General features: G+C 66.7%; 9 protein-coding genes. 4 read left to right on the top strand and 5 right to left on the bottom strand.

All coding sequences use genetic code 11. The features are described 5' to 3' along the window. Positions 1-4: 4 nt before the first annotated feature. Positions 5-676: a ribose-5-phosphate isomerase RpiA gene (rpiA, locus tag ACODRX_RS14555; RefSeq protein WP_488872240.1), complete on the top strand. Its 672-nt coding sequence runs from the start codon at positions 5-7 to the stop codon at positions 674-676. A 112-nt stretch (positions 677-788) separates the two neighbouring features. On the opposite strand, the gene ACODRX_RS14550 is transcribed toward rpiA, so the two are convergent. The 5 genes from ACODRX_RS14550 to ACODRX_RS14530 all read right to left on the bottom strand — a co-directional run bounded on the left by ACODRX_RS14550 (position 789) and on the right by ACODRX_RS14530 (position 8,070). Beyond that, complete coding sequence (locus ACODRX_RS14550) at positions 789-1,721, bottom strand: 5'-methylthioadenosine/S-adenosylhomocysteine nucleosidase (RefSeq protein WP_488872239.1); 933 nt, start codon at positions 1,719-1,721, stop codon at positions 789-791. Positions 1,722-1,723: 2 nt separating this feature from the next. Continuing rightward, on the bottom strand, positions 1,724-3,823 hold the full coding sequence (locus tag ACODRX_RS14545) for a M3 family metallopeptidase (RefSeq protein ID WP_488872238.1): 2,100 nt from the start codon (positions 3,821-3,823) through the stop codon (positions 1,724-1,726). 178 nt (positions 3,824-4,001) lie between these two features. Further along, entirely contained in the window at positions 4,002-4,853 is an 852-nt protein-coding gene (gene folD, locus ACODRX_RS14540; protein ID WP_488872237.1) for a bifunctional methylenetetrahydrofolate dehydrogenase/methenyltetrahydrofolate cyclohydrolase FolD, read from the bottom strand. Positions 4,854-4,934: 81 nt separating this feature from the next. Next, on the bottom strand, positions 4,935-5,561 hold the full coding sequence (locus ACODRX_RS14535) for a response regulator transcription factor (RefSeq protein ID WP_488872236.1): 627 nt from the start codon (positions 5,559-5,561) through the stop codon (positions 4,935-4,937). Between the two features lie 16 nt (positions 5,562-5,577). Continuing rightward, positions 5,578-8,070 carry a PAS domain S-box protein gene (locus tag ACODRX_RS14530; RefSeq protein WP_488872235.1) on the bottom strand — a complete coding sequence of 831 codons (2,493 nt, stop codon included), beginning with the start codon at positions 8,068-8,070 and terminating at the stop codon, positions 5,578-5,580. A 199-nt stretch (positions 8,071-8,269) separates the two neighbouring features. On the opposite strand from ACODRX_RS14530, the gene aceE reads away from it, so the two are divergent. The 3 genes from aceE to ACODRX_RS14515 all read left to right on the top strand — a co-directional run. Beyond that, positions 8,270-10,975 carry a pyruvate dehydrogenase (acetyl-transferring), homodimeric type gene (aceE, locus tag ACODRX_RS14525; protein ID WP_488872234.1) on the top strand — a complete coding sequence of 902 codons (2,706 nt, stop codon included), beginning with the start codon at positions 8,270-8,272 and terminating at the stop codon, positions 10,973-10,975. Between the two features lie 18 nt (positions 10,976-10,993). After that, positions 10,994-12,643: a dihydrolipoyllysine-residue acetyltransferase gene (gene aceF, locus ACODRX_RS14520; RefSeq protein ID WP_488872233.1), complete on the top strand. Its 1,650-nt coding sequence runs from the start codon at positions 10,994-10,996 to the stop codon at positions 12,641-12,643. A gap of 13 nt (positions 12,644-12,656) precedes the next feature. Further along, positions 12,657-12,948 (top strand): biotin/lipoyl-containing protein (locus tag ACODRX_RS14515; protein ID WP_488872232.1); only part of this gene is annotated, 292 nt, incomplete at its 3' end.

Genomic DNA, 12,948 nt, shown 5'->3' with positions numbered 1-12,948 from the left:
CCCTATGACTCAAGACGAACTCAAGGCCGAAGTGGGCCGCGCAGCCCTGCAATATGTGCAAGCCGGCGAGGTGGTGGGCGTGGGCACGGGCTCCACGGTCAACAAATTCATCGATGCGCTGGCCGCCATCAAGGAGCAGATCGCGGGCGCGGTCTCCAGCTCCGAGGCCAGCACCGAACGCCTGCGCGCCATCGGCGTGAAGGTGCTCGATGCCAACCAGGTCGAGCGCCTGTCGGTCTACATCGACGGCACCGACGAGATCGACGGCCGCGGCCACATGCTCAAGGGCGGCGGCGCGGCGCTCACGCGCGAAAAGATCGTCGCCGCGCTGGCCGATCGCTTCATCTGCATTGCCGATGCCTCCAAGCAGGTGCAGACGCTGGGGCGTTTTCCGCTGCCGGTGGAGGTGATCCCGATGGCCGCCGCGCAGATCGCGCGCCGCTTCGCGGCCAAGGGCGGCCAGGCGGTGCTGCGGCTGAAGGACGGCGCGCCGCTGGTCACCGACAACGGCCAGCACATCCTGGACGTGAGCGGCCTGGCCATCGCCGATCCGCTGGGCTTCGAATCCGAGGTCAACCAGTGGCCGGGCGTGGTGACGGTGGGCGTGTTCGCGCACCAGAAGGCCGCGGTCTGCCTGCTGGGCACCGAGCAGGGCGTGCAGACGCTGGAGTTCTGAAAAGCATAGCTGCAAGCGCTTGCTGCACAAGGTTTTCAAATAGTTTTATATCTGAAAACCTTATGGGGTAGGTGCTAGCAGCTATCTTTTTATGAGGTGCTCTTGGCTTGGGCTATTTCCAGGCCGCAAGAAACGCCAGCAGCACCTTGGCCGAGTTGTCGGCCGCGAGCTGCATGAAGGTGCTCATCTCGTTCTCGCCCTCGCCGCCGCCGGCCAGGTCGCTGAGCGAGCGGAAGGCGATGTAGGGCACGCTGTTGCTGTAGGCCACCATGGCGACCGCGGCGGTCTCCATGTCGAGCACATTGGCCTGGAAGGTCTGGTAGGTGTATTCGCGGTAGGCCTTGTTGTCCATGAAGGCCTGGCCCGAGACGCCGTTGCCGCCGACCACCAGGCGCGGCGGGTGGCTCAGGCAGTGGCCCGCGGCGCAGTGCTGCAGCGGCACCTGGGCCACCTGGCGCGCGGTGGCCAGCAGGCCGGGGTCGGCCTCGAACCAGAAGCGGCGCGTGGGCTGGGGCTGGGCGGCGCTGCGCACTTCGACCGGGCGCGGGTACAGCATGCCGAATGGCGGGAAGGTGGCGTCCTTCATCCGCGCGGGCGGGCTGAAGCGGCCCGGCGCGCTCTCGCGCGCCATCAGCACCTCCAGGTACTGGCCCCATTGCTGCGGCACCGCCACGTCGCCGATGTGCAGCCCGGGATTCACGCCGCCGGCGATGCCGGAGAACACGATGTGCGAGACCTTGAAGCGGTCGAGCACCAGCTGGGTGTTCATGGCCGCATTGGTCATGCTGATGCCCGAGAGGAACAGCACCACGTTCTTGCCCTGCAGCGTGCCGGTGGTGAATTCCACGCCGTTGACGCGGTACTGCCGCGCGCCCTGCACCTGGCCGAGCAGCAGCGCCAGCTCGGGCTGGAAGGCGGAGACCACGGCCACGCGCGGCGTGGCGTCGAGGCGCGCGCCATCGGCGGGAGCCGTGGCGCAGCCGCTCAGCGCGAGGGCCAGCGCGGCCGCCCAGCCGGCCGTCTTGCGGCGCAGGGCTTGCACCATGCTCAGGCCGCTGCCGGCTCGGCCATGCCCTGGTGGCGCAGCAGGGCTTCGAGCTGCGGTTCGCGGCCGCGGAAGGCCTTGAACGACTCCATCGCCGGGCGGCTGCCGCCGGCTTCGAGGATGGCGTGCAGGTATTGCCGGCCGATGGCCGGGTCCACCACGTCGGCGCAGCCCTTGGCCTGGGCGGCTTCCTCGAAGGCGGCGAAGGCGTCGGCCGACAGCACCTCGGCCCACTTGTAGCTGTAGTAGCCGGCCGCATAGCCGCCCGAGAAGATGTGGGTGAAGGTGTTGGGCGTGCGGGTGAAGGCGGGCGAGGGCAGCACCGCCACCTGGCGGCGCACTTCGCCGAGCACGCCATAGACCGATGCGGCACTGATGCCGCTGCCATGCAGCTCGGTGTGGATGCGCATGTCGAACAGCGCGAATTCGATCTGGCGCAGCGTCTGCATGCCCGACTGGAAGTTCTTCGCGGCGATCATCTTGTCGTAGAGCGCGCGCGGCAGCGGCTCGCCGCTGTCCACATGCGCGGTCATGTGGCGCAGTACCTCCCACTCCCAGCAGAAGTTCTCCATGAACTGGCTGGGCAGCTCGACCGCGTCCCATTCGACGCCGGCAATGCCCGAGACGTCGCGCTCGTTGACCTGGGTGAGCATGTGGTGCAGGCCATGGCCGAACTCGTGGAACAGCGTGATCACGTCGTCATGCGTGAGCAGCGGCGGCTTGCCCGCCACGCCGGCGGCGAAGTTGCACACCAGGTGCGCGATGGGCGTCTGCAGCTGGCCGTTGTCGGGGCGCAGCCAGCGGGTGCGGGCGTCGTCCATCCAGGCGCCGCCGCGCTTGCCGCTGCGCGCGGGCGGGTCGAGGTAGAACTGCGCCAGCAGCTGGCCCTGGCGCTCGATGCGGTAGAACTCGACGGCCGGGTTCCAGACCGGTGCCCGGTCGCGGCGGATCTGGATGTCGAACAGCGTCTCGGCGATCTGGAACAGCCCGGCCAGTACCTTGGGCGCGGTGAAGTACTGCTTGACTTCCTGCTCGCTGAAGGCGTAGCGCGCCTCCTTGAGTTTTTCGCCGATATAGCTCCAGTCCCAGGGCTGGGGATCGGCCAGGCCGAGCTCGGCGCGGGCGAATTCGCGCAGGTCGTGCACGTCTTTCTCGCCATGGGGCCTGGCCTTGGCGGCCAGCTCCTGCAGGAAGCCCTGCACCTGCGGGGCCGACTGGGCCATCTTGGGCGCGAGCGAGAGTTCACCGAAGTTGGGGTAGCCGAGCAGGCGGGCTTCTTCCTCGCGCATCCGCAGGATCTCGACGATCAGCGGCGTGTTGTCGAGTTTGGCGTCGCCCAGCTCGCTGGCGCGGGTGGTGTAGGCGCGGTAGAGCCTTTCGCGCAGCGCGCTGCTGGCGGCGAACTGCATCACCGGCAGGTAGCAGGGAAATTGCAGCGTGAGCTTGTAGCCGTTCTTGCCGTCGGCCTCGGCGGCGGCGCGCGCGGCGTTGATCACGTCCTGCGGCACGCCCTGCAGCTCATCGAGCTGGGCGTAGTAGGCGAAGCCGTCGGTGGCGTCGAGCGCGTTTTCGCTGAACTTCTGGCAGGTGGTGGCCATTTTTTCCTGCAGCTCGGCATAGCGCTCGCGGTCGGCGCCCTGCAGCTCCGCGCCCGAGAGCACGAAGTTGCGGATCGCATTCGCCAGCGCCTGCCTTTGCTCGGCGTTCAGGCTCGCGGGGTCTATGGCCTTGTACTTGGCGTACAGGCGCTCGTCGGCGCCCAGGCGGGTCCAGAACGCGGTGACCTTGGGCATCTGGGCGTTGTAGGCGGCGCGCAGCTCGGGCGTGTCGGCCACCGAGTTCAGGTGGCCCACCATGCCCCAGGCGCGGCCGAGCTTTTCGGTGGCCACGTCCAGCACCTGGGCGATGGCGCTCCACTGCGCCGGGAAGTCGGGCGCGGTCACCTTGGCGAGCGCCGCCTCGGATTCGGCGAGCAGGATGTCGACCGCCGGCGCGATGTGTTCGGGGCGAACCTGGTCGAACAGCGGAAGGCCGGAAAAATCGAGCAGGGGATTGGCGGCGAGGGCGGACAAGACGGGCTGGGCGGGCTGGAATTGGGTCATGGTGCCTGGTAGTTGGAGACGAATCGTCTGCTATCAACTTGCTTGCAGACTATAAATAATCAATGGTTCGCGCTGCACGCATCTTGATCGCAAACCGATTGTCGGGTCGCGCCATGGGCCTTTGCCGTGCCGAGTGCAAAGCATTGCATGGCGACTGCCGCGCCTGCGCCCCTGCCGCTCAGGCGGCGCGCTCGGCGGATTCCAGCGTGTTGACCAGCAGCATGGTGATGGTCATCGGGCCCACGCCGCCAGGCACCGGGGTGATGTAGCCGGCGACTTGCTTCACGCCGTCGAAATCCACGTCGCCGCAGAGCTTGCCCTCGTCGTTGCGGTTCATGCCCACGTCGATCACCACCGCGCCCGGCTTGCACATGTCGGCGGTAAGCACATTGCGCTTGCCCACCGCCGCGACCACGATGTCGGCCTGGCGCGTCATCGCCGCCAGGTCGGCCGTGCCGCTATGGGTGATGGTGACGGTGGCATTGGCCGCCAGCAGCATCATGGCCATGGGCTTGCCGACGATGTTGGAGCGGCCGATCACCACCGCGTGCTTGCCGCGCAGATCCTGCATGCCGATGGATTCGAGCATCTTCATGCAGCCGTAGGGCGTGCAGGCCTTGAAGCCGGCCTCGCCCACCATCAGCGCGCCGGCCGAGGCGACGTGAAAGCCGTCCACGTCCTTGGCGGGCGAGATGGTCTCGATCACCTTGTGGCCGTCGATATGCGCCGGCAGCGGCAGCTGCACCAGGATGCCGTGGATGCCGGGGTCGTTGTTCAGCGCCTCGACGCGGGCCAGCAGCTCGGCCTCGGTCATGGTGGCCTCGTACTTCTCCAGCACCGAGTAGAAGCCCACGTCCTCGCAGGCCTTGACCTTGTTGCGCACATAGACCTGGCTGGCGGGGTTGTCGCCGACCAGGATCACCGCCAGGCCGGGCGTGATTCCCCGGGCCTTCAGGCCTTTGGTGCGGGTCTTGACGTCGGCGCGCAGTTGGCGGGAGAGGGCGTTGCCATCGATGAGTTGTGCGGTCATGTAGAGCCTTGAATGAAAAATGCGCTGTACCGTAGATGGTATCAGCGCATGATGCTATGAAATTAGTAGATGTTCGTGGCTTCAGGCCTTGGCGGCGGCGCCGCCCAGCGCGATCTTGAGCAGGTCGGCCACGGTGTTGGCGTTGAGCTTTTCCATGATGTTGGCGCGGTGCGCCTCCACGGTCTTGATGCTGATGCCCAGGTCGTCGGCGATCTGCTTGTTCAGCCGCCCGGCGACGATGCGCTCCAGCACCTGCGATTCGCGCCCGGTGAGCTTGGCCAGCAGCGCATCGCGGCTGGCGGCCTGCTGGTGGCCGGCGAAGGCTTCGCGCGCCTTGTCGAGCATGCGGTCCACCAGGGTGACCAGCGCGGCCTCGTCGAAGGGTTTCTGGATGAAATCCAGCGCGCCCTTCTTCATGGTGTCCACCGCCATGGGCACATCGCCGTGGCCGGTGATGAAGACGATGGGCAGCGGGGATTTGTTCTCGATCAGCCGGTCCTGCAGCTCCAGACCGCTCATGCCGCCCATGCGGATGTCGGCGATCAGGCAGGCGACTTCGCGGGGGTCGTAGCGCGCCAGAAAGGATTCGGCCGATTCAAAGCAGCGCACCCGGTAATCCTTGCCTTCCAGCAGCCACTGCAGCGAGTCGCGGACTGCCTCGTCGTCATCCACTACGTAAACGGTGCCCTTCTTCGGGATCAAGCTCATGCACTATTCCTTCAGACTAGTTTCCCACGGGGAGCCAGAAGCTGAACCGGCAACCCGTGATGTCGCCGCCATTGTAGAGGTTATCGGCCTGCATCCGGCCGTGGTGGGACTCGACAATGCTGCGGCACAGGTTCAGCCCTATGCCCATGCCTTCGCTCTTGGTGGAGAAGAAGGCCTGGAAGAGGCGATCCAGCACTTCGGGCGAGAGGCCCCGCCCGGTGTCCTGGACGGAAAACTCTATCACATCGGCGCCATTGATTTTCTTGGGCACCACGCGCAGCTCCACCAGGCGCTGGTGCGGCGGGCGGCTGGCGTTGGCGATGGACTCGGCGCTGTTCTTCATCAAATTGATCAGCACCTGCTCGATCAGGATGCTGTCGGCCATGATGCGCGGCAGGCGCGCGGCGATGTGGTGGGTGAGGCGCACGTTGTGGCGCTTGAGCTCGATGTTGGCCAGCTCCAGCGCCTCGCCGACGATCTCGGCCACGTCGGACGAGGTGCGGTTGGGCTCGCTGCGCTTGACGAAGGAGCGGATGCGGTGGATCACCTGGCCGGCGCGCTGCGCCTGGTGCGCGGTCTTCTCCAGCGCGCCGAGCAGGGTCTCCTCGGTCATCTGGCCGTTCTTCACGCGCGAGATGATGCCGCTGCAATAGTTGCTGATGGCCGACAGCGGCTGGTTCAGCTCGTGCGCCACGCTGGAGGCCATTTCGCCCATGGTGATGAGGCGGCTCGCGGTCTCGGCCTTCTCGGCCTGGCGCGCGGCCTGCTCCTGGGCCCGGCGACGCGCCGTGATGTCATTGGCGATCACCATCTGCGCCAGGCGCCCGTCCACCCAGTTGAGGTAGCGCGAGCGCACCTCCAGCCACTTGTCCAGCTCGGGCAGGTAGATCTCGGCGTTGCCGCTGACGCTGGCGGTGAGCGAGTCGCTGGGCAGGCCCATCAGCCCGTCCTCGTCGTCGGGGCCGCTGGGCGTGGCGGCGGGCAGCACGCCGGCCTGGGCCACCAGCTGCAGGTGGCCGGCGGTCTGCGAGCCGAACCACTGGCGGTAGAGCTTGTTGGCGAACAGCAGCTCGGAGCTGCCCAGCGGCGCCACCGAGACCGAGGCGTCCAGCGCCTCCAGCACGATGGTGAAGCGCTCGTACGAGGCCGAGAGCTGCTCGCGGATGCGGTTGGGCTCGGTGATGTCGGTCATCGAGGTCATCCAGCCGGTCTGGCGGCCGTGGCCGTCGATCAGCGGCGAGACATAGAGCCGCGCCTCGAAGGTGCTGCCGTTCTTGCGCTTGACCCGCAGCTGGAAGCCCCCGGGGATCACCTTGCCGCTCATCTCGTCGATCAGCATGTCGTGGTAGGTGCTGTGGTCGCCCTCGGGCCAGTAGGGGTAGGGCGGGGTCTGGCCGACCAGATCCCGCTCGCTCCAGCCCGTCATCTGGCAGAACGCGGCGTTCACATAGGTGATGCGGCCGTGCAGGTCCAGCGCGCGCATGCCGGTGAGGATGGAGTTCTCCATCGCGCGGCGGAAATTGATCTCGTTTTGCAGCGCGGCCTGGGTGCGGATGCGCCGGCGCGTGTGCCGCCAGGTGGCCACCAGCAGCCAGGCGGTCATCAGGCTGAGCACGCCCACCACCCAGAACAGGCCGTTGCCGACCAGCCCCAGCGAGGTGCGGTAGGCCTGGGCGCGCAGGATCAGGCCGTTGCCCACCGGCAATACCCGCACCTCGTAGTGGTTGGGCGCGGCGCGCCAGGGCAGCAGCTGGCCCGCGGCGCGGCGCGACAGCGCGGTGCCGGCGATGATGTGGCCCTGCGCATCCAGCATGGTGACCGCGTAGCGCGCCAGCACCTCGGTGGGCGTGGCATAGCGCAGCAGGTTGTCGATCGAGAATTCGGCCAGCACCACGCCGGAAAAGCGTCCCTGGTCCGAGATCGGCACCTCCAGCAGCAGCATGGGCGCCGCGTTCGGCGCCACCATGGGCTGCGAATACATGGGCTGCTGGGTGTTGCGCGTGAGCTCGAACAGGTCGAGCACCTCTTTCTTGCGCACGATCTCGCCCACCGTCAGCAGCTCGCTGGCGGCCACGCTGGGGCCGAACTGCGTGGCCTTGACCTGGCGCTTGTTGTCGAGCCAGCTCAGCGCCTGCAGCTCGGCGTACTGGCTGATCAGCGTGTCGGCGCGGTCGACGAAGCCGTTTTTCTCGATGTCCTGGTTGCTCAGGTCGCGCGCCAGCCGCAGCACCTGGTCCTGGCGCTCCAGCAGGCGCAGCCCGATGCGCTGCTGGGCGTATTCCATGTCGCGGCGCAGCGCGTCGTACTCGCGCTCCAGCTCTTCCGAGCGCAGGTACCAGAACACCGCCAGCATGGCAATCAAGAACAGCACCACCGCCACCAGCGGCGCCGCCATGGCCACGCGGTCCTGGCGCGATGGCGAGAGCCCGCGCCACCAGGTGCGCCACCAGGGCGTGCGGGGCGCGGCCGAAAGGTCAACTGCGGCAGTGGGTTTTTCCGGCGGGTTCATGGCCGCAAGTGTAGATGAGCGGCGAATCCGCGCCAGCCAGCGTGGCGCATTGAAACTCTGTTCTTCATTGTGCGAGCGCAACAAAATTTCATATTATAAAAATCAAAATCGCTATTTGAAATTTAACGGAACTGTGCGAAACTCGCCTGCATCCCCTAGTTTTCGATGTAACACTTAAGGTGAAAAGGAGACGTGCAAGATGTCTAGTCAGCCCGAGCAAAACCCCCAGGCCCAAGCGCCTCGTACGGATGATCAGGAAACTCGTGAATGGATGGACGCGCTGTCCGCGGTGATCGACCGCGAAGGCGCGGAATATGCCCATGCGCTGCTGGAGGAGCTGCTTGAGCACGCCCGCCAGAGCAGCGTGGACATGCCGTTCTCGGCCACCACCGGCTACGTCAACACCATCGAGCCTGGCCAGGAGGCGCGCTGCCCCGGCAACCTCGAGATCGAGCAGCGCCTGCGTGCCTACATGCGCTGGAACGCGATGGCGATGGTGGTCAAGGCCAACCGCATCCACCCGCCCGAAGGCGGCGACCTGGGCGGCCACATCGGCTCGTTCGCCTCGCTGGCCAACATGTTCGGCGCCGGCTTCAACCACTTCTGGCATGCCGAGAGCGAGAACCACGGCGGCGACTGCCTGTACATCCAGGGCCACGTCTCGCCCGGCATCTATGCCCGCGCCTACCTCGAAGGCCGCATCTCCGAAGAGCAGCTGCTGAACTTCCGCCAGGAGGTGGACGGCAAGGGCGTCTCCAGCTACCCGCACCCCAAGCTGATGCCAAATTTCTGGCAGTTCCCCACGGTGTCCATGGGCCTGGGCCCGCTGATGGCGATCTACCAGGCGCGCTTCCTCAAGTATCTGCATGCCCGCGGCATCGCCAACACCGAGAACCGCAAGGTCTGGGTGTTCTGCGGCGACGGCGAGATGGACGAGCCGGAATCGCTGGGCGCGATCAGCCTGGCGGCGCGCGAGAACCTCGACAACCTGGTCTTCGTCATCAACTGCAACCTGCAGCGCCTGGACGGCCCGGTGCGCGGCAACGGCAAGATCATCCAGGAGCTGGAAGGCGAATTCCGCGGCGCCGGCTGGAGCGTCATCAAGCTGCTGTGGGGCAAGGGCTGGGACGAGCTGCTGGCCAAGGACAAGGACGGCGCGCTGCGCAAGCTGATGATGGACGTGAACGACGGCGACTACCAGTCGTTCAAGGCCAATGACGGCGCCTACGTGCGCAAGCACTTCTTCGGCCGCGATCCGCGCACGCTGAAGATGGTCGAGCACATGAGCGACGACGAGATCTGGAACCTGCGCCGCGGCGGCCACGATGCGCAGAAGGTCTACGCGGCCTTCCACGAAGCCAACAACGCCAAGGGCCAGCCCACGGTGCTGCTGGTCAAGACCGTCAAGGGCTTCGGCATGGGCAAGGTGGGCGAGGGCAAGAACAACGTGCACCAGACCAAGAAGCTGGACGACGACGCGATCCGCGAGTTCCGCGACCGCTTCAACATCCCGATCCCCGACAGCCAGCTGGCCGAGCTCCCGTTCTACAAGCCGGCCGACGACACGCCGGAGATGAAGTACCTGCACGAGCGCCGCAAGGCGCTGGGCGGCTACCTGCCGCACCGCCGCGAAAAGGCCGACGAGCAGTTCACCGCGCCCGCGCTCGATACCTTCAAGGCCGTGCTCGAGCCCACGCCCGAGGGTCGCGAGATCTCGACCACGCAGGCCTATGTGCGCTTTTTGACCCAGCTGCTGCGCGACAAGGCCATCGGCCCGCGCGTGGTGCCCATCCTGGTGGACGAGGCCCGCACCTTCGGTATGGAAGGCCTGTTCCGCCAGATCGGCATCTACAACCCCCATGGCCAGCAGTACACCCCGGTCGACAAGGACCAGGTGATGTACTACAAGGAGGACAAGGCAGGCCAGATCCTGCAGGAAGGCATCAACGAGGCGGGCGGCATGTCCAGCTGGATTGCTGCGGCAACCAGCTACAGCCACAGCAACCGCGTCATGATCCCGTTCTACATCTACTACTCGATGTTCGGGTTCCAGCGCATCGGCGACCTGGCCTGGGCGGCCGGCGACCTGCAGGCGCGCGGCTTCCTGCTGGGCGGCACCTCGGGGCGCACCACGCTCAACGGCGAAGGCCTGCAGCACGAGGACGGCCACAGCCACATCCTGGCCAACACCATCCCGAACTGCATCTCGTACGACCCGACCTTCGCGCACGAGGTGGCGGTGATCATGCAGGACGGCCTGCGCCGCATGGTGCAGAACCAGGAAAACGTCTTCTACTACATCTCGCTGCTGAACGAGAACTACGCGATGCCCGGCCTCACGCCCGGCACCGAGGAGCAGATCCTCAAGGGCATGTACCTGTCCAAGGCCGGCGGCGACGCCAAGGAGCGCGTGCAGCTGCTGGGCTCGGGCACCATCCTGCGCGAATCGTTCTTCGCCCAGGAGCTGCTGGAGAAGGACTGGGGCATTGCCGCCGATGTGTGGAGCTGCCCGAGCTTCAACGAGCTGACCCGCGACGGCCAGGACGCCGAGCGCTGGAACATGCTGCACCCGCTGGAGACCCCGCGCGTGCCGTTCGTGACCCAGCAGCTGGCCAAGAGCAGCGGCCCGGTGATCGCCTCGACCGACTACATGAAGGCCTATGCGGAGCAGATCCGTCCCTTCATCCCCGAAGGCCGCCAGTACAAGGTGCTGGGCACCGACGGTTTCGGCCGCTCGGACTTCCGCCGCAAGCTGCGCGAGCATTTCGAGGTGGACCGCCACTACATCGTGGTGGCCGCGCTGACTTGCCTGGCCAAGGAAGGCAAGCTGCCGGCGCAGAAGGTGGCCGAGGCCATCGCCAAGTACGGCATCCAGGCCGACAAGATCAACCCGCTGTATGCCTGATCGCTAGGAGACAAGACAATGGCATTGATTGACATTCAGGTTCCCGATATCGGTGACTTCGCGGAAGTGGGCGTGATCGAGCTGCTGGTCAACGTGGGCGATACGGTGGCCCAGGAGCAGTCGCTGATCACGGTGGAGTCGGACAAGGCGTCGATGGAAATCCCGTCCAGCCATGCTGGCGTGATCAAGGAAATTCTGGTCAAGATCGGCGACAAGGTATCCGAAGGCTCGGTGATCGTGAAGCTGGAGGCCGCGGGCGAAGCCGCGGCGCCCGCCGCAGCGCCCGCGCCCGCCGCAGCAGCTCCGGCACCCGCGCCGGCCGCCGCTGCGCCCGCAGCCGCCGCCGGCCCGCTGGACATCAAGGTGCCCGACATCGGCGACTTCAAGGATGTGGCCGTGATCGAGCTGCTGGTCAAGGTGGGCGACACCGTGACGGCCGAGCAGTCGCTGTTCACCGTTGAATCCGACAAGGCCTCGATGGAGATCCCGTCGCCGGCCGCCGGCACCATCACCGCGCTGACGCTGAAGATCGGCGACAAGGTCAACGTGGGCGACGTGGTCGGCCAGATGAGCGCCCAGGGCGTGGCCGCGGCTGCGGCTGCAGCCGCCCCGGCACCTGCACCGGCCGCCGCCGCACCGGCTGCCGCTCCCGCAGCGGCTGCGGCCCAGGCCGCGGCTGCCCCGGTGGCCGCCGCAGCCGTGCCCGCGCACAATCCCACGGTGGCGCCTTCGGGCCAGCTGCCGCATGCCTCGCCGTCGGTGCGCAAGTTCGCCCGCGAGCTGGGCGTGCCGCTGGAGGAAGTCAAGGGCTCCGGCCAGAAGGGCCGCATCACCGCCGAAGACATCCAGAGCTTCACCAAGCAGGTGATGGCGGGCGCGGTGCAGACCAAGGCCCAGGCCGCCAAGGCCCCGGCCGGTGGTGGCTCGGGCGTCGGCCTCGACCTGCTGCCCTGGCCCAAGGTGGATTTCGCCAAGTTCGGCCCCATCGAGCGCAAGGAGCTCTCGCGCATCAAGAAGATCAGCGGCGCGAACCTGACGCGCAACGCGATCATGATCCCGGCCGTCACCAACCACGACGACGCCGACATCACCGATCTCGAAGCCTTCCGCGTCTCCACCAACAAGGAGAACGAGAAGAGCGGCGTCAAGGTCACCATGCTCGCCTTCCTGATCAAGGCCAGCGTGGCCGCGCTCAAGAAGTTCCCCGAGTTCAACAGCTCGCTCGATGGCGACGCGCTGATCTACAAGCAGTACTACCACATCGGCTTCGCGGCCGACACGCCGAACGGCCTGGTCGTGCCGGTCATCAAGGACGCCGACAAGAAGGGCGTGCTGCAGATCAGCCAGGAAATGGGTGACCTCGCCAAGAAGGCCCGCGACGGCAAGCTCGGCCCGGCCGACATGAGCGGCGCCACCTTCACCATCTCGTCGCTGGGCGGCATCGGCGGGCGCTACTTCACGCCCATCATCAATGCGCCCGAAGTGGCCATCCTGGGCGTGTGCAAGAGCCAGACCGAACCCAAGTGGGACGGCAAGCAGTTCCAGCCGCGCCTGATGCTGCCGCTGTCGCTGACCTGGGACCACCGCGTGATCGACGGCGCCGCTGCCGCGCGCTTCAACGCCTTCCTGGGCCAGATCCTGGCCGACTTCCGCCGCGTGCTGCTCTGAAAGGAATACTGACATGGCAGTCATCGACATCAAGGTTCCCGATATTGGCGACTTTGCAGAAGTGGGCGTGATCGAGTTGCTGGTCAAGCCCGGCGACACCGTGGCCGTGGACCAGTCCCTGATCACCGTCGAGTCCGACAAGGCCTCGATGGAGATCCCGTCCAGCCATGCCGGCGTGGTCAAGGAGTTGAAGGTCAAGATCGGCGACAAGGTCAGCGAAGGCTCGGTGGTGCTGAGCCTCGAAGCCGCCGAAGGTGCGGCCGCTGCTGCGGCGCCCGCGCCGGCCCCGGCGCCCGCGCCGGCCC

It is taken from the genome of Comamonas sp. FG99 (genome assembly GCF_057808605.1).
Note: the sequence above shows the minus strand (reverse complement) of the source record. Positions and strands in the feature narration are given on the sequence as shown.

Coding starts and splice junctions, on each gene's coding strand:
- rpiA (WP_488872240.1), top strand. CDS start 5: ATGACTCAAGACGAACTCAAGGCCGAAGTGGGCCGCGCAGCCCTGCAA.
- ACODRX_RS14550 (WP_488872239.1), bottom strand. CDS start 1,721: ATGGTGCAAGCCCTGCGCCGCAAGACGGCCGGCTGGGCGGCCGCGCTG.
- ACODRX_RS14545 (WP_488872238.1), bottom strand. CDS start 3,823: ATGACCCAATTCCAGCCCGCCCAGCCCGTCTTGTCCGCCCTCGCCGCC.
- folD (WP_488872237.1), bottom strand. CDS start 4,853: ATGACCGCACAACTCATCGATGGCAACGCCCTCTCCCGCCAACTGCGC.
- ACODRX_RS14535 (WP_488872236.1), bottom strand. CDS start 5,561: ATGAGCTTGATCCCGAAGAAGGGCACCGTTTACGTAGTGGATGACGAC.
- ACODRX_RS14530 (WP_488872235.1), bottom strand. CDS start 8,070: ATGAACCCGCCGGAAAAACCCACTGCCGCAGTTGACCTTTCGGCCGCG.
- aceE (WP_488872234.1), top strand. CDS start 8,270: ATGTCTAGTCAGCCCGAGCAAAACCCCCAGGCCCAAGCGCCTCGTACG.
- aceF (WP_488872233.1), top strand. CDS start 10,994: ATGGCATTGATTGACATTCAGGTTCCCGATATCGGTGACTTCGCGGAA.